Genomic DNA, 16568 nt, shown 5'->3' with positions numbered 1-16568 from the left:
GGCAGGATGCGGGCCAGCATCCGGCCAGAGGAGGCGTCCATGGGCAAGCCGATCATCCATCACATCCCCGTCTGCCCGTTTTCGCAACGGGTGGAGATCCTGCTGGCGCTGAAGGGGTTGCGCGAGGCGGTGGAGTTCCGCGTGGTGGACATCACGCGGCCGCGTGACCCCGACTTGCTGGCCAAGACGCGGGGGACGACGGCGCTGCCGGTGCTGGAACTGGAGGATGGGCGCATCCTGAAGGAAAGCCTTGTGTTGATGCGCTATTTCGAGGAGCGGTTTCCGGAGGTTCCGGTGGCGCGGGCCGATCCCTATGAGCGGGCGGTGGAGCGGTTGTTTGTCACGCGCGAGGGGCCGTTCGGCAACGCGGGCTATCTCTACGTGATGAACCGGGATCGGGCGCAGGCGGGGGCAAAGCGGCAGGCGCTTTTGGACCAATACGCCTGGCTGGATGACATGCTGCGGCATCACAACCCTGACGGCGTGTTCCTCTTCGACCGGTTCGGTTGGGCGGAGGCTGTCTATACGCCCTTGATGATGCGGTTCTGGTTTCTGGACTATTATGAGGGGTTCGCCCTGCCCGACGATCCGGCCTTTGCCCGCGTGGCGCGGTGGCGGGAGGCCTGTCTGGCCCATCCGGCGGCGCAGCAGGTGACGGCAGAAGAGATCGTGAAGCTTTATTACGACTATGCTGTCGGCAAGGGGAACGGGGCGCTGCCCGAGGGGCGGGCGCGGTCTTCCTTCGTGTTCGAGCCGGATTGGCGGGGGCGGCCGATGCCGCCGAAGGACAAGTATGACCGGATCGCGTCTGATGCCGAGCTGGGGCTGGTCTGACGATCTTCGTCAGGATGGCCGGGGATCGTGGAACATTCGGGTTGAATCGACGTAAAAATGGAATAGAAGTTCCGTTAATCGGATTTCGGGTTCCTGAGGGGGGATCATGCCGGATCATGCGGGGACGGTTGCCGTCATCACCGGGGGGGCGCAGGGACTTGGTCTGGCCATTGCCGAGAGGTTGGTGGCCGAGGGCTGCCGCAAGCTGGTGATTTCGGGGCGGAATGTGCTGAAGGGCGAGGCGGCGGCGGAAGGACTGCGCGCGGGCGGGGCGGATGTACGCTTCCTGCCGGCGGATATGGCCGATGCGGGACAGGCGGCGGAACTGGTGGAGCGGGCGCTGATGCGGTTCGGGCCGGTCAATGCGCTGGTGAATGCGGCGGCCTCGACGGCGCGGGGGTCCATTCTGGACACGACGCCCGAGGGGTGGGACGAGTTGATGGACACCAATGCCAAGGGGCCGTTCTTCGCCTTGCAGCGCTTTGCGCAGGCGGCGGTGGCGGCGGGGCATCCGGCCTCGGCGGTGAATATCGTGACGATGAGCAGCCATTGCGGGCAGCCCTTCCTGGCGGGCTATTCGGCCAGCAAGGCGGCGCTGGCCAATATCACGAAGAATGCGGCCCATGCGCTGCGGTCGCATCGCATCCGGGTGAACGGGGTGAATGTGGGCTGGATGGACACGCCGGGGGAGGATGCGATCCAGCGGGCCTTCCACGGGGCGGGTGATGGCTGGCTGGCCGAGGCGGAGGCGAAGCAGCCCTTCGGGATGCTGGTGAAGCCGGGCCATGTGGCGGGGCTGGTGTCCTATCTGCTGTCCGCGGAGTCGGGCGTGATGACCGGGGCCGTGGTGGATTTCGACCAGAATGTGAACGGGGCCTACGGGGCCTGATGGAAACGCCCCCGAGACGGGGCAGAGGAGACGTGAAATGGCGATCAGGTTCGGGCTTCTGGGCGCGGGGCGCATCGGCAAGGTGCATGCGAAGGCGGTGACGGGGGATGCGCAGGCGAAGCTTGTGGCGGTGGCGGATGCCATGCCTGCCGCCGCGCAGGCGATTGCCGATCAATATGGCTGCGAGGTGCGGACGATCGAGGCGATCGAGGCGGCGGGGGATATCGACGCGGTGGTGATCTGCACGCCGACCGATACCCATGCCGATCTGATCGAGCGTTTCGTGAAGGCGGGGAAAGCGGTCTTCTGCGAAAAGCCCATCGACCTGTCGCTGGCCCGCGTGAAGGCCTGTCTGGAGGTGGTGCGGGCCCATAAGGGGACGTTGATGGTGGGCTTCAACCGCCGCTTCGACCCGCATTTCCGCGCGGTGCGGGCGGAGATCGACAAGGGGACGGTGGGCGAAGTGGAGATGGTGGTGATCACCAGCCGCGACCCCGGCGCGCCGCCGGTGGACTATATCAAGCGGTCGGGCGGCATCTTCCGCGACATGACGATCCATGATTTCGACATGGCGCGGTTCCTCTTGGGCGAGGAGATTTCCGAGGTCGTCGCCACGGCGGCGGTGCTGGTCGATCCGGCCATCGGCGTGGCGGGGGATTTCGATTCTGTTCAGGTGCTGCTGAAGACGGCCTCGGGCAAGCAGGCGATGATTTCGAACTCGCGCCGCGCGACCTATGGCTATGACCAGCGGATCGAGGTGCATGGGTCGAAGGGGGCCGTGTCGGCGGAAAACCAGCGCCCGGTTTCCATCGAGGTGGCGACGGGGGCGGGCTATACCCGGCCGCCGCTGCATGACTTCTTCATGACCCGCTATACCGAGGCCTATGCGGCGGAGATTGCCACCTTCATCGCGGCGATGGCCGGGACGGGCAAGGCGGAGCCGACGGGCGAGGACGGGCTGGTCGCGCTGGCCCTGGCCGATGCGGCGGTGAAGTCGGTGGCCGAAGGGCGCGTGGTGAAGCTTTCGGAAGTGATGTGAGGTTAGGGGTGATGGCGGGGTGAACCCCGCCCTACGGGCGCCGCGCGGTTTGCGCGGCGTTTTCCTTGGGCAGGATGGGCCGATGGCCCATCCTACGGGGGCGGGTTCTGAACTGGCAGCGTTGCGTGGGGGGCAGGCGTTGCGGTTGAGTATTTGGGCCAAGATGAAGGGGCGGAGGATGCGCCCTGCCCCTGCCCCCTCTGCCCCTGCCTTTTCTGCCGTCGGGGCGCCGGTCAGTCGCGCAGAAGCTCGTTGATCGAGGTCTTGGAGCGGGTCTGGGCGTCCACCTTTTTCACGATCACGGCGCAGTAGAGGTTGATGCCGTTCTTCGAGGGAAGGGAGCCCGCGACGACGACGGACCCTGCGGGCACCTCGCCATAGGTGACGTTGCCGGTTTCGCGATCGACGATCTTGGTCGATTTGCCGATGAAGACGCCCATGCCGAGGACGGAGCCTTCGCGGACGATGCAGCCTTCGACGACTTCGGACCGTGCGCCGATGAAGCAGTTGTCTTCGATGATGGTGGGGCCGGCCTGCATCGGTTCCAGCACGCCGCCGATGCCGACGCCGCCCGAGAGATGGACGTTCTTGCCGATCTGGGCGCAGGAGCCGACGGTGGCCCAGGTATCGACCATGGTGCCTTCATCGACGAAGGCGCCGAGATTGACAAAGGAGGGCATGAGGACCACGCCCTTGGCGATATAGGCCGAGCGGCGGACGACGCAGTTCGGGACGGCGCGGAAGCCGGCGGCCTTCCACTGGTCGGGACCCCAGCCGTGGAACTTGCTGTCCACCTTGTCCCACCAGCCGCCGCCCTGGGGGCCGCCGGCGTGATGTTCCATATCCTTGATGCGGAAGCCGAGGAGGACGGCCTTCTTGGCCCATTGGTTGACATGCCAATGCCCATCGGCCTGCCGTTCGGCGACGCGGAGTTTGCCGCTGTCGAGCGCGGTCAGCGTGGACTCAATGGCATCGCGCGCCTCGCCCCTGGTGGCGGGGGTGATGCTGTCGCGGGCGTCCCACGCGGATTCGATGGCGGCTTCGAGCGCGGCGTAGGACATCGGCAATTCCCCCGTTTTGATTGGTCTGGTCCGGTGCGACCCTATAGAGAGGGCGGAAAGCCCATGCAACAAGAGGAACGGCATGACCCCCAAGGAGGATGGACGCGCGCACCCTTTCCGCGACAGCACCGAGGATGCGGCGGCGGCGGAGCGGTTGCCGGATACGGCGCAGACGCGGGCGCCGGCCTATCGGCTGGCCTTCACCGATACGGATTTCCTGATGCGCGAGGAGTTGCGGCCGGTGCGGTTGCAACTGGAGCTGCTGAAGCCGCAGATGGTGCTGGATGAGCGGGGGATACGGTCCACGGTCGTGGTGATGGGATCGGCGCGGGTCAGGGCGGATGGCACAGGGCCTGCGGGGGGATTGGCGCGGTGGTATGAGGAGGCGCGGAAGCTGTCTTTCCGGATCACGGAGGAGAGCCTTAAAAGCTATGGGCGCGAGCTGGTGGTGGTGACCGGGGGCGGACCCGGCATCATGGAGGCGGGCAACCTTGGGGCGGCGGAGGCGGGGGGGCAGTCGATCGGGCTGAACATCGTGCTGCCGCATGAGCAGGCGCCGAATGCCCATGTGACGCCGGACCTCTGTTTCAACTTCCACTACTTTGCGATCCGGAAGATGCATTTCCTGATGCGGGCGCGGGCGATCTGCATTTTCCCCGGCGGGTTCGGCACGCTGGACGAGATGTTCGAGGCGCTGACCCTGATCCAGACGGGGCGGATGAAGCGGGTGCCCTTCCTGCTGTTTGGGCGGGCGTTCTGGGAAGGGGTGGTGAACTGGCAGGCGCTGGCGGAGCAGGGGCTGATCAACGCGGCCGATCTGGGGTTGTTCCGCTTCGTGGAGACGGCGGAAGAGGCGGTGGAGGCGATCTTGGGGGACGTAGGGTGATGGAGCGGTGCGGTCATGCGTGAGGCGGAGCATGGGATGGCACGGGTTGAGGTGACGGGGCCTTTGGATGCGAAGGCTGCGAAGGCGGACCGCAATCGTCTTTGGCGCGAGGGGTTGCCGCAGGCGGCGTTCCGCAGGTTCTGAGGCTTGGGTCGCAGAGGCCGGAGTGAGCGGTGGATATCCTGTCTGACGGTGTCTGATCCGGCTTGGGGGGCTGGTTTGGGGACTCGTCCTTTATGCGAATGTTCCTATAATGTTCCTGTCGGAACATCTGCGAATCCCTGCTGCCCATGGCTTTTGTCGAATTGTCGGCCCTGTCGAATTTCACCTTCCTTCACGGGGCGTCGCATCCCGAGGAGGTGATGGCGCGTGCCGCCGCGATGGGGATGGCGGGGGTGGCGGTGGCGGATGTGAATTCCGTGGCGGGGATCGTGCGCGCCCATGCCCATGCGCGGGAACTGGCGCGGCTGGCGGCGGAGGAGGGGCGGGACTGGCCGGGGACGCGGCTGATCCCGGCGGCGCGGATCGTGTTGCGGGACGGGTTCACGGTGACCTGCCTGCCGGAGGATCGGGCGGGGTGGGGGCGGCTGTGCCGGCTGATCTCAACGGGTCGGTTGCGGGCGGTGAAGGGGGAGTGTGACCTTTCGCTGGAGGATCTGCTGGACTGGGGGGCGGGGATGGGAATGCTGATCCATCCGCCTGCGCGGGGGCAGATGGAGGCGTGGCGGGGTGCGGTGGCGCGGCTGGTTTCGCGCTTTGCCGGGGCCTGCTTCCTGCTGATGGCGCCGCGCTATGACGGGCAGGATCGGGCGCGGTTCGCGCGGTTGGTGCGGTTGGCGGAGGGGGTTGGGGTGCTGCCCGTGGCGAGCGCGCTGCCCCTGATGCATCACGGATCGCGGCGGCGGATGGCGGATGTGCTGACGGCGATCCGGCTGGGGGTGCGGGTGGATGCGCTGGGCCGCCGTGCGCTGCCCCATGCCGAGCAGCGGTTGCGGTCGGAGGCCGAGATGCTGCGGCTGTTTGCCGGCCATGAGGAGGCGGTGCATCGGGCGGGGGAGGTGGCGGCAGGCTTACGGTTTTCGCTGGACGAGTTGCGGTATGAATATCCGTCGGAGGTGACGGGGGGCGAGACGGCGGCGGAGCGGCTGGCGCGGCTGGCCTGGGCGGGGCTGGACTGGCGATACCCCGATGGCGCGCCGGAGCGGGTGCGGGCGCAGATGGCGCATGAACTCAGCCTCATCGGGAAGCTGAAGTATGAGCCCTATTTCCTGACGGTGCATGACATCGTGGATTTCGCGCGGGGGCGGGGGATCCTGTGCCAGGGGCGGGGGTCGGCGGCGAATTCGGTGGTGTGCTATGCGCTTGGGGTGACGAGCGTTTCCCCGGAGATCGGGACGATGGTCTTTGAGCGCTTCGTTTCCGAGGCGCGGAACGAGCCGCCGGATATCGACGTGGATTTCGAGCATGAGCGGCGCGAGGAGGTGATCCAGCATATCTATGCGCGCTATGGGCGGCATCGGGCTGGCCTGTGCGCGACGGTGATCCATTACCGGGGCAAGCGGGCGGTGCGTGAGGTGGGGCGCGCGATGGGCCTGACCGAGGATACGCTGGCGGCGATGTCGAGCCAGATCTGGGGCTGGGGCGGACCCGGCCAGATCACCGAGACGCGGTTGAGGGAGATCGGGCTGGACCCGACCGACCGGCGGCTGGCGCTGACCATGCAGCTTATTGACGAGATACAGGGGTTTCCCCGGCATCTGAGCCAGCATGTCGGTGGGTTCATCATCACCGAGGGGCGGCTGGATGAATTGGTGCCCATCGAGAATGCGACGATGGAGGATCGGACCGTCATCTGCTGGGACAAGGATGATATCGACACGCTGGGGATATTGAAGGTGGATGTGCTGGCGCTGGGGATGCTGACCTGCATCCGCAAGGCGTTCGACCTGATGGAGCGGCATCACCAGTTGCGGCATTCGCTGGCGAGCCTGCCGGCCGAGGACCCGGCGACCTATGAGATGCTGTGCCGGGCGGACAGTCTGGGCGTGTTTCAGGTGGAAAGCCGGGCGCAGATGAATTTCCTGCCGCGGATGCGGCCGCGGACCTTTTATGACCTTGTGATTCAGGTGGCGATCATCCGGCCCGGGCCGATTCAGGGGGATATGGTGCATCCCTTCCTGCGGCGGCGGAACGGGCAGGAGGTGGTGAGTTTTCCGTCCGATGAGTTGGGGCGCGTGCTGGGCAAGACGCTGGGCGTGCCGCTGTTTCAGGAACAGGCGATGCAGATCGCCATCATCGGGGCGGGGTTCACGCCGACGGAGGCCGACCGTCTGCGGCGGTCGCTGGCGACGTTCAAGAAACATGGGAATGTGAGCGAGTTCCGCGACCGGTTCATGGCGGGGATGGCCGCGAATGGGTATGAGGAGGCGTTCGCCGCGCGCTGTTTCGCGCAGATCGAGGGGTTCGGGAGTTACGGCTTTCCCGAAAGCCATGCGGCGTCTTTCGCGCTGCTTGTTTATGCCAGTGCGTGGTTGAAGCGGCATCATCCGGGGATCTTTGCCTGCGCTTTGCTGAACAGCCAGCCGATGGGGTTCTATGCGCCGGCGCAGATCGTGCGGGATGCGCGGGAACATGGGGTGGTGGTGCGCCCGCCCTGCATCAATGCCAGCCATTGGGACAATGTGATGGAGCCTGACGGGCGGGGGGGATTGGCGCTGCGGCTGGGGTTCCGGCAGATCAAGGGGATGGTGGAGGAAGAGGCGCAGTGGATCGTGGCGGCGCGGGGCAATGGCTATGCGGTGGTGGAGGATGTCTGGCGCCGCGCGGGGGTGAGCGCGCGGATGCTGGCGCGGCTGGCCGAGGCGGATGCCTTTGCCGCGCTGGGCGTGACGCGGCGCGAGGCGCTCTGGGCGGCGAAGGCGCTGGTCGAGGGGGCGCCCCTGCCGCTGTTTGCCGGGGATATCGACGGCGAGGGGATCGTGGAGCCCGGCGTCATGTTGCGCGAGATGACGATGGGCGAGCAGGTGGTGGAGGATTACGTGTCGCTGCGCCTGACGCTGCGGGCGCATCCGATGGCGCTGTTGCGGCCCTGGCTGACGCCGGAAGCGGCTTGATCCGGATGGGGGCTGCGGGGCAGGCTGGTGCTGTCTGGATGGGGGTATGCGATGACACCGGAGCGGCTGGCGATCGAGATGGGGCTGGATATCCCCGACTTTGACCGGATCGGATACTATGGGGCGGATTACGGGACGATGAAGCCCTATCACCGGGTGGGGAACCTTCTGTTCCTGTCCGGCCATGTGGCGCAGGTGGGGACCGAGATCACGCATAAGGGGCGGCTGGGCGCGGACCTGACGACGGAGCAGGGCTATGACGCGGCGCGGCGGACGGGGTTGAACGTGCTGGGCGGCATAAGGCAGGCGGTCGGGTCGCTGGACCGCGTGCGCGGCATCGTGCGGACGTTGAATTTCGTGGTCTGCGCGCCGGACTATGAGGAGGTTCACAAGGTGTCTTCCGGCCTGTCGGACCTGTTCGTCGAGGTGTTCGGGCGCGAGCGGGGGCTTGGGGGACGGGCGACCATCGGGGTGATGGCGCTGGCGGGCGGGGTCTGTTTCGAGACCTGGGCCACGGTGGAGGTGGAGGATTGAGGGCATGGACCTGCTGCGGTCGCTGCTGATGCCCTGTGCGCTGGTCCTGCTGGGGTTGGCGGTCGCGGCGGGGTGGTATGGGCGCAGCCTTGGCGCGGAGGTGCGGCTGTTGCAGCGCGAGGGGGTGGAGGTGCAGGCCACGATCACCCGCAAATGGGAGCAGGTGCCAAGCCGCAGCGATGGCGACGGGACGGAGCGGGCGGGGATACCGACCTATTGGCTTTATCTCCGGTTCACCGATCCCGGAGACGGCGCCGAGGTGGAGGTGCGCAGCGCCGTGGCGCGGGACGCATGGGAGGCGGCGGCGGTGGGCGAGCGGCGGGGGCTGCTGGTGGTGCCGGGGCGGCCCGAGGTGCATTCCCTGTTCGGGGTGGCCGGGCTTGGCCGGGCGGCGGGGCAGCTTGACCGGCTGGCGACATGGATGGGGTTTGCGGCGCTGGTCTGTCTGGCGCTGGACTTTGCGTTGCGGCGGCGGGCGCGGCGTCAGTCGTAGGCGAGCGCGTCCATCTTGGTGGCGAGGCGGAGGTCGAGGTCGGTCAGTCCGCCGGTGTCATGGGTGGTCAGGGTCACCGTGACGGTCTTGTAGACATTGGACCAGTCGGGGTGGTGGTTCCACTTTTCCGCCCAGAGGGCGGCACGGGTCATGAAGCCGAACGCCTCGATGAAGTTCGTGAAGGTGAAGACCTTGGCGATGGCGCGGCCGCCTTCGATTACCATCCAGCCTGACGCGGTGAGGGGTGCGAGGTCCGTGTCGGCGATGGGCTGGTAGGGGGGGCGGTCTGTCATGGGAACCTCTGCTTGGGCCTTGCAGAATGCACCCGGGGGGCGCGGCGTCAACGGCTGTGATCACGCCTCGGCGTCGATGCGCCGGAAGGGGCCGTAGGCGGTGAGGACCTCGATCTCTTCGTCCACGGCGCGGCGTTCGGCGCGGAGATATTGGGCGACCGCCTCGCGGAAGCCGGGATCGGCGATCCAGTGCAGGGAATGGACAGGGGTGGGCAGATAGCCGCGGGCGAGTTTGTGTTCGCCCTGCGCGCCCGCCTCGACCCGCGACAGGCGGTGGGCGATGGCCCAGTCGATGGCCTGATAGTAGCAGAGTTCGAAATGCAGGCAGGGGTGATCTTCGAGGCAGCCCCAGTAGCGGCCGAAGAGCGTGTCGCGCCCGATGAAGTTGAGCGCGCCGGCAACGGGGGTGCCGTCGGGGCGTTCGGCAAGGACGAGGAGCATGTCGTCGCGCATCGTGTCATGCGCCAGGGTGAAGAAGGGGCGGGTGAGGTAGGGGGTGCCCCATTTGCGGGCGCCGGTGTCCTGGTAGAAGGCCCAGAAGGCATCCCAGTGATGGGGTTCGATCTGGTCCCCGGTCAGCGCGCGGATGGTGAGGCCCGAGGCGCGGGCGGTATCGCGTTCCTTGCGGATCATCTTGCGCTTGCGCGAGGAGAGGTCGTTCAGGAAATCGTCGAAGGTGGAATAGCCCCGGTTTTCCCAGTGGAATTGCTGGGTGACACGGTGAAGGAGGCCGTGGCGGGGGGCGAGGGTTTCCGCCTCTTCCCCGGTGCAGAAGGTGATGTGGAGCGAGGAGAGGCGGTTGGAACGGGCAAGGTGGATCGCCGCCTCGACCAGATCGTCGCGGGCATGGGGGGCGTCGGGCGCGGCGAGGAAGCGGCGGCCGGTGGCGGGGGTGAAGGGAACGGCGATCTGGAGTTTGGGGTAGTAGCGCCCGCCCGCGCGTTCGAGTGCCTGCGCCCAGCCGTGATCGAAGATGTATTCGCCCTGGGAATGGGATTTCACGTAGAGCGGCGTTCCGGCGAGGAGGCGGGTGTCATCGCGCAGGACGAGGGGGCGGGGCGACCAGCCGGTGCCGGTGCCGGTGGAGCCGGAGGCATCGAGGGCCGCGAGGAAGCGGTGGGTGGTGAAGGGGTCGATGGGGCGGGTGCCGGTTCTGGTTTCCGGGCAGGCGAGGGCGTCCCAGTCGGCGGCGGGGAGATCGGCGAAGCGGTCGAGGAGGTCGGTTTTCAGGGTCACTTGGCCTTGCCGGTCGCTTGGGGACGGGCGGGGGGCTGTCTGCCCCCCGAGCCCCCCGAGAGTATTTCCGCCAAGAGGAAGTGGCTTGGCAGGACGGGCCGTCAAGCGGGCAGGGCTGCGGCGTAGCCTTCGAAGGTGATGTTCTGCGCGATGCGGCGGGCGGCGGTTTCCTGTTCGGGCGACTTGATCGTCCAGCAGAGGATGGCGGCGCCCTGGGCGGCAAGCTCGGCCACGCGGGGGCGGGCGAGATCGGTATGTTCGTGGGAGATGAAGGAGGACAGGGTGCGGTCGTAATCCGGAATGGGGCGGAGGCGGTCGCAGATTTCGGGGGCGAGGGGGTGCCAGTCTTCCGGATCGTAGGCCGAGGTGGTGAGGCCGCGGGGCAGGGTGGGGGCGAGGGTGGCCATGCGGGCGATGCAATGCGGGTTGAAGGACATGACGGCGACGGGGCCATCATAGGCGGCCAGAAGGGCGGCGGTGGCCTCTTCAAGCCGGCCGTTGGTTTCGGCCATGCGGAGGGTCTGATCCTTGAGTTCGATCAGCAGGGGGGTGCGGCCGGCGACGAGGGCGAGGATTTCGGCGAGCCGGGGGATGGTTTCATCGCCGCCTTTCAGCGGGATTTCCGCCAGTTGCGCGGCGGTGAGGTCTGAGAGCCAGCCGTCGCGGGGGGTGAGGCGTTCGAGGGTTTCGTCATGGAAGACCATCGGGACGCCGTCGCGGGACAGTTGCAGGTCGATCTCGATCGCGTAGCCGGCGGCGATGGCCGCGCGGATGGCCGCGCGGCTGTTTTCGGGGCGGCCCTGCGCCAGGTCGTGATAGGCCCGGTGGGCGATGGGCGTGGTCAGGAAGGCGGGGGGCAGGGGCGCGCGCATCGGGTGTCAGCGGATTTCGAAGAGGCCTTCGATTTCCACCGCCACGCCCAGGGGCAGGGAGGCCGCGGAGACGGCGGAGCGGGCGTGGCGGCCCGCATCCCCGAGGGCGGCAACGAGGAAATCGGAGGCGCCGTTGATGACCTTGGGCTGATCGGTGAAATCGGGGGTGGAATTGACGAAGCCCACCAGTTTCACCACGCGGACGAGGCGCGAGAGATCGCCGCCGCAGGCCTTTTTCACCTGTGCGAGCAGCGAGATGGCGCAGCATTTCGCAGCCTCGGCCCCCTGTTCGATGGCGAGGTCGTCGCCAAGCCGGCCCTTGATGAGACCCGCGGCGTTCTGGCTGATCTGGCCCGAGACGTGGACGAGGTTTCCGACCACGACGAAGGGGACGTAATTCGCCGCAGGGGCGGGGGCGTCGGGCAGGGTGACGCCGAGTTCGGCGAGGCGGGCTTCGATGGACATGGGAACCTCCGGTTGCTTGGCGCGGAGGCTAGCCGCCGGGGCGGGGCGGGGCAAGGGCGGGCGCGGTCAGCTTTCGCGGAAGGCCTGGCGGAAATAGGTGGCGACGGGCTGGAAGAGATAGGCCAATGGCGTGCGCGGGGTGGTGAGGAGGTAGGCATCGACCGGCATGCCGGGCAGAAGCGCGCGGTCACCCAGCAGGGCAAGCTGATCGGGGGGCAGGGTGATTTCGGCGCGGTAATAGGGGATGCCGGTATTGGGATCGGCCAGGGCATCGGCGGAGATCACCGAGAGCGTACCGGTGAGGTCTGGCGCATCGGCATGGGGGAAGGCGGAGAGCATCAGGCGCACGGGCTGGCCGGGATGCACCTCGTCGATATGGAGGGGCGGGATGCGGGCGGCGATGACCAGCGGGCGATCCTGCGGGACGAGGAAGAGGATCGGGTCGGCGGGGCGGATCACGGCGCGCGGCGTGGTGACGGCAAGGCCGAGGACGAGGCCCGAGACGGGGGCGCGGATCTCCAGCCGGGCGATGCGTTCGGCCAGCGTCGCGGCGCGTTCGGTGGCCTCGCGTTCCAGGGGGGCGATGTCGCGCAGTTCGGCCAGCGCCTCTTCGCGGCGGAGCGCGGCGAGGCGGAGGATTTCGAGATCGACTTCGGTGATGCGGCCTTCGGCCTGGGCGCGGGCGGCGGCGAGTTCGCCAAGGCGGCCTTGCAGCCCGGCCTCTTCGCGTTCGAGGGAGAGGACGCGGGCGGATTGGGCGAGGCCCTTTTCCAGAAGGTCCTGCTGGGCGGTCAGTTCGCGGCGGATCAGCGCAAGCTGGCGGGTGAGCGCGGCAGTCTGGGCGTCGATCCCTTCGATCTGCGCGGTGATCTGGCTGCTGCGGCGGGCAAGCTGTTCCGTCTGCTGGGCGAGGGTGTCGCGGCGGGCGAGGAAGAGGCGGCGCTGGCCTTCGATCAGGTCGGCGACCTGCGGATCGGTCATGTCGAGATCGGCGGGGAAGGTGGGGGCGGGGGCATCGTCCCGTTCAGCCTCCAGCCGCGCGCGGCGGGTGCGCAGGTCGAGGAGTTGGGACGTGACGATGCGGTGTTCGGCGGTGATGGCGGTGCCGTCGAGGGTGAGGAGGAGGTCGCCCGCCGCAACGGGCTGGCCTTCGCGGATGGCGACGGAGGCGACGACGCCGCCATCGGGGTGCTGCACCACTTGCCGGTTCTGCGCGACCTCTACCTGACCGGGGGCGATGACGGCGCCGTCAAGGGTGGTGAGGCCGCCCCAGAGGCCGAGGGTGCCGACAAGCGTGGCAAGGGCGGCGAGGCCGAGCAGCGCGTGGCGGCGGGCCGGGAAGGGGGAGGGGGTCACCTGAGGCCTCCCGGAGCGGTGTTGCGGACGATGTCGGAGGCGTTCTGGATGCGGTCGCGTAGCACCTGATCGCGGGGGCCATAGGCGGTGGGCTGGCCGTTTTCGAGGATGAGGAGCGTTTCACATTCCTGGATCGCGGCGGGGCGGTGCGCCATGATGAGCGCCGCGCCACCGGCGGCCTTGTGGGCGCGCAGCGCAGAGTTGAGGGCGTTCGATCCGTCATTGTCGAGTTGCGAATTGGGTTCGTCGAGGATCAGGAGCGGCGGATCGCCATAGAGGGCGCGGGCCAGCGCCACGCGCTGCATCTGGCCGCCGGAGAGGCGGCCGCCACTGGCGTCGATGCGGGTGTCATAGCCATCGGGGAGGCGCAGGATCATGTCATGGGCGGCGGCCTTCCGGGCGGCGGCGATGACGGCGGCATCGTCGGGCGGCGCGAGACGGGCGATGTTTTCGGCGATGGTGCCGTCGAAAAGCGTGATGCGCTGCGGCAGGTAGCCGATCCAGCGGCCGAGCTGATCGGGGTCGTATTGGTCGAGCGTCGCGCCGTTGAGGCGGAGACTGCCTACGGCGGTGGGCCAGAGGCCGATGAGGGCGCGGGCGAGGGTGGATTTGCCGGCGCCGGAGGGGCCGATCACGCCAAGCGCCTGCCCCGGTTCGAGGGTGAAGGAGACGCCGCGCAGGGTGGGAAGCGGCTGCCCCGGCGGGCGGATGGCGAGGTTGGCGGCGGCGAGGCGGGCGGCCGGGCGGGGCAGGGCGGTACGCTGCGGGCTGGCCGGAACCTGGGCGAGCAGGTCGGCGAGGCGGCGGCGCGCCTCTGTCGCGCGCTGGAGGGTGGACCAATGCGCCACGGCCTGTTCCACGGGTTGCAGGGCGCGGCCCATCAGGATGGAGGCGGCGATCATCGCGCCGGGGGAAAGCTCGCCCTTCAGCACCACCCAGGCGGCAAGACCGAGCATGGCGGATTGCAGGAAGAGGCGGAAGGTGCGCGAGGCGGTGGCATTGGCCCCGGCGATGTCGGAGGCGAGGAGGCCTTCGGTCAGGGCGAGGCCGCGCGTCCTTTGCCAACGGTCGAAGGCGGCGCCGGTCATGCCGAGGGCGCGGATCGTCTCGGCCTCGGCGACCATGCGGTCGGCGCTGCGGTCGGCTTGCAGGCTGGCGGCGGTGGTGCGGGCGACGGCGCGGCGGGTGGCGATCTGGTTGAGGAGGGCCAGCGCCACGACGATGGCGCCGCCCGCGATGGCCAGCCAGCCGAGGATCGGGTGGAAGAGGAAGATGGCCGCGAGGAAGATCGGGGTCCAGGGCATGTCGATCAGCGCGGTGACCGCGGGGGAGGCCCAGACCTGGCGCAGCGCGTCGAGATCGCGCGGGGCGGAGGTGGCGGAGGGGTCGTCGGGATCGGCGCTGCCTGCCTCGAGCGCGGCGGCGAAGACGCGGCGGTCGAGCCCGGCCTGAAGGCGGGCACCGATGCGGGCGAGCAGGCGGCTGCGGGCATGGTCGAGCAGGCCCATCAGCAGGAAGAGCAGCGTGACGAGGAGGGATAGGGCGAGCAGCGTCGCCTCGGAGCGGCTGGTCAGCACGCGGTCATAGACTTGCAGCATGTAGAGCGGGCTGGCGAGCATCAGGAGATTGGCCGCGACCGAGAAGAGGATGGCCAGCACCAGAAGGCGGGGCTGCCGGTGGCGGGCGAGTTCGGCGAGGCCGGGATGATGGGCGGCGCGGAGGGGAAGACGCGATGCGGGCGTCGTCTGCGGGGGGTTCACGGGCAATCCTGACACGGGTTACAGGGCCCGCCCCCGGAGACGGGACAGGGATGGACCGGGGAAAAAGGTAGCATGGCGGGGATTGGGTGACAATCGCGGGCAGGGCGGCATCCGATGCGGCCTGTCTTGCGTATTGATCGCGGTGGCGGCCCGGATCTGCGGGCGCAGAGTGGCGGGTTTCCGCGAGACGTGATCGCAAGGACACGGGGTTGCGGTTGTCTTGGCGGGCGTGGCGGCATATGGCTGGAACAGGTTCGGGGCCTTTGCCCGGGCCGCGCAGGACCGGATGAGGGCGATGGAGAAGCGTTCAGTTCTTGGTGGGATGGGTCGTCCGGCGGGCGCGGTGGCAATGCTGGCGCTGCTTTTGTCGGCCTGCGGGCCTGCGGCCATTCCTTCGGGGGTCGATGATCCGAACGAGGTGCAGAACCGGCAGGTGCATGAGTTCAACCGGGGTCTGGACCGCTATCTTCTGCGCCCGACGGCGACGACCTATAGCCGTGTCCTGCCGGAGCCGGTGGAGACGGGGATTTCCAATTTCGCCACCAATCTGGATGCGCCCGGCGATGTGGTGAACAACCTTTTGCAGTTCCGCATCGGCAAGGCGGCGGAGAACACGCTGCGTTTCGCGATCAATTCCACGGTGGGCATCGGCGGGCTGTTCGATCCGGCGACGGCGCTGGGCGTGGCGGGCGATCCGACCGATTTCGGCGAGACGCTGCATGTCTGGGGCGCGCCGGAGGGGCAATATGTCGAGGCGCCTTTCGTGGGGCCTGCGACGAGCCGTGACATGGTGGGGATCGTGGTCGATGTGGCGCTGAACCCGGTGCGGCTGGCCTTGCCGAACCCGGAGGCGGGTTATGCGACGGCGACCAAGGTCGCGTCGGGGCTGAGCAACCGGGCGCGTTACACCAATACGGTGGATTCCATCCTTTACGAGAGCGCCGACAGCTATGCGCAGGCGCGTCTGCTTTACCTCCAGAACCGCCGGTTCGAACTTGGGCAGGATGCTGCCGCAGGCGAGGCCGGTTTCGAAGACCCCTATGCTGATTTCGAGGATCCCTATGCCGAATGATCCCTCATCCGACCGTCTGTCGGGCCGGCTGTCACGCCGGAGTTTCACATCCATCGCACTGGCGGCGACGGCGGCCTTCGCGGTGCCCCTGCCTGCGCTGGCCCTGACGGTGGAGGATGCGCGGTCGCTGATCGACAAGGCGGTGGCCGATGTGAATGGCATCATCGCCTCGGGCCGGTCGGAGGGCCAGATGTTCGGCGATTTCGAGCGGGTCTTCGTGAAATATGCCGATGTGCCGGTGATCGCGCGGTCGGCGCTGGGCCCGGCGGCGCGGCAGGCGAGCGGGGGGCAGTTGTCGGCCTTCACCAAGGCCTATCAGGGCTATATCAGCCGGAAATATGGCCGCCGTTTCCGCGAGTTCATCGGCGGGCGGATCGAGGTCGTGGATGCGCGGCCGATCAAGAGCTATTTCGAGGTGATCTCGGTCGCCCATTTGCAGGGCGAGGCGCCTTTCGATCTGCGCTGGCATGTGTCGGACAAGTCGGGGCGGAGCCTGTTCTTCAACATCATCATCGAAGGGGTCAACATGCTGGCCTCGGAGCGGACGGAGATCGGCGCGCTCCTGGACAAGAACCGGGGCGATATCGACGCGCTGGTGGCGGAGCTGAAGACGCTCTGAGCCTGCGGCGCGCGGCGTCTGGAACCCGCCGGAGCGATCCGGCGGG

Annotated in this window: 16 protein-coding genes; 9 read left to right on the top strand and 7 right to left on the bottom strand. The window is 68.1% G+C overall.

Annotated elements, in window-relative coordinates; translation table 11 throughout:
* Positions 1 to 39: 39 nt before the first annotated feature.
* The 3 genes from C0V75_RS13670 (at position 40) to iolG (ending at position 2762) form a co-directional block, all read left to right on the top strand.
* The gene (locus C0V75_RS13670; protein ID WP_101921515.1) at positions 40 to 834 is read left to right on the top strand and encodes a glutathione S-transferase family protein; all 795 of its coding nucleotides are present in this window, start codon (positions 40 to 42) and stop codon (positions 832 to 834) included.
* Positions 835 to 940: 106 nt separating this feature from the next.
* Positions 941 to 1723: an SDR family oxidoreductase gene (locus C0V75_RS13665; RefSeq protein ID WP_101921514.1), complete on the top strand. Its 783-nt coding sequence runs from the start codon at positions 941 to 943 to the stop codon at positions 1721 to 1723.
* Positions 1724 to 1760: 37 nt separating this feature from the next.
* A complete protein-coding gene (iolG, locus tag C0V75_RS13660) occupies positions 1761 to 2762 on the top strand; it encodes an inositol 2-dehydrogenase (RefSeq protein ID WP_101921513.1) in 1002 nt (333 codons plus the stop codon).
* 233 nt (positions 2763 to 2995) lie between these two features.
* Here the strand turns inward: iolG and dapD are convergent, their stop codons facing one another.
* Positions 2996 to 3823 (bottom strand): 2,3,4,5-tetrahydropyridine-2,6-dicarboxylate N-succinyltransferase, encoded by an 828-nt coding sequence (gene dapD, locus C0V75_RS13655; protein WP_101921512.1) that lies wholly within the window; start codon positions 3821 to 3823, stop codon positions 2996 to 2998.
* An 82-nt stretch (positions 3824 to 3905) separates the two neighbouring features.
* Here dapD and C0V75_RS13650 point away from each other — a divergent pair, with 82 nt between their 5' ends.
* The 4 genes from C0V75_RS13650 (at position 3906) to C0V75_RS13635 (ending at position 8849) form a co-directional block, all read left to right on the top strand.
* Positions 3906 to 4709 carry a TIGR00730 family Rossman fold protein gene (locus C0V75_RS13650; RefSeq protein ID WP_101921511.1) on the top strand — a complete coding sequence of 268 codons (804 nt, stop codon included), beginning with the start codon at positions 3906 to 3908 and terminating at the stop codon, positions 4707 to 4709.
* A 290-nt stretch (positions 4710 to 4999) separates the two neighbouring features.
* The gene (locus tag C0V75_RS13645; protein ID WP_101921510.1) at positions 5000 to 7822 is read left to right on the top strand and encodes an error-prone DNA polymerase; all 2823 of its coding nucleotides are present in this window, start codon (positions 5000 to 5002) and stop codon (positions 7820 to 7822) included.
* Between the two features lie 51 nt (positions 7823 to 7873).
* Positions 7874 to 8356 (top strand): RidA family protein, encoded by a 483-nt coding sequence (locus C0V75_RS13640; RefSeq protein WP_101921509.1) that lies wholly within the window; start codon positions 7874 to 7876, stop codon positions 8354 to 8356.
* A 4-nt stretch (positions 8357 to 8360) separates the two neighbouring features.
* Entirely contained in the window at positions 8361 to 8849 is a 489-nt protein-coding gene (locus C0V75_RS13635; RefSeq protein WP_101921508.1) for a hypothetical protein, read from the top strand.
* Here the strand turns inward: C0V75_RS13635 and C0V75_RS13630 are convergent.
* The 6 genes from C0V75_RS13630 to C0V75_RS13605 all read right to left on the bottom strand — a co-directional run bounded on the left by C0V75_RS13630 (position 8840) and on the right by C0V75_RS13605 (position 14831).
* Entirely contained in the window at positions 8840 to 9142 is a 303-nt protein-coding gene (locus C0V75_RS13630; protein ID WP_101921507.1) for a 4a-hydroxytetrahydrobiopterin dehydratase, read from the bottom strand. The genes C0V75_RS13635 and C0V75_RS13630 overlap by 10 nt on opposite strands.
* A gap of 60 nt (positions 9143 to 9202) precedes the next feature.
* On the bottom strand, positions 9203 to 10378 hold the full coding sequence (locus C0V75_RS13625) for a GNAT family N-acetyltransferase (protein WP_101921506.1): 1176 nt from the start codon (positions 10376 to 10378) through the stop codon (positions 9203 to 9205).
* A 101-nt stretch (positions 10379 to 10479) separates the two neighbouring features.
* Complete coding sequence (locus C0V75_RS13620) at positions 10480 to 11250, bottom strand: glycerophosphodiester phosphodiesterase family protein (RefSeq protein WP_101921505.1); 771 nt, start codon at positions 11248 to 11250, stop codon at positions 10480 to 10482.
* 6 nt (positions 11251 to 11256) lie between these two features.
* Positions 11257 to 11715, bottom strand: a complete 459-nt coding sequence (locus C0V75_RS13615) for a RidA family protein (RefSeq protein WP_101921504.1) — start codon at positions 11713 to 11715, stop codon at positions 11257 to 11259.
* A gap of 66 nt (positions 11716 to 11781) precedes the next feature.
* Complete coding sequence (locus C0V75_RS13610; protein WP_101921503.1) at positions 11782 to 13071, bottom strand: HlyD family type I secretion periplasmic adaptor subunit; 1290 nt, start codon at positions 13069 to 13071, stop codon at positions 11782 to 11784.
* Positions 13068 to 14831 (bottom strand): type I secretion system permease/ATPase, encoded by a 1764-nt coding sequence (locus C0V75_RS13605; protein WP_101921502.1) that lies wholly within the window; start codon positions 14829 to 14831, stop codon positions 13068 to 13070. Before C0V75_RS13605 ends, C0V75_RS13610 begins: the two co-directional genes overlap by 4 nt.
* A gap of 295 nt (positions 14832 to 15126) precedes the next feature.
* Here C0V75_RS13605 and C0V75_RS13600 point away from each other — a divergent pair, with 295 nt between their 5' ends.
* Entirely contained in the window at positions 15127 to 15903 is a 777-nt protein-coding gene (locus tag C0V75_RS13600) for a VacJ family lipoprotein (protein WP_101921768.1), read from the top strand.
* Positions 15893 to 16522, top strand: a complete 630-nt coding sequence (locus C0V75_RS13595) for a phospholipid-binding protein MlaC (RefSeq protein ID WP_101921501.1) — start codon at positions 15893 to 15895, stop codon at positions 16520 to 16522. The genes C0V75_RS13600 and C0V75_RS13595 overlap by 11 nt, the downstream gene beginning before the upstream one ends.
* Positions 16523 to 16568 lie beyond the last annotated feature (46 nt).

The sequence above is a fragment of the Tabrizicola sp. TH137 genome, from assembly GCF_002855575.1.
Taxonomy (GTDB): domain Bacteria; phylum Pseudomonadota; class Alphaproteobacteria; order Rhodobacterales; family Rhodobacteraceae; genus Paragemmobacter.
Note: the sequence above shows the minus strand (reverse complement) of the source record. Positions and strands in the feature narration are given on the sequence as shown.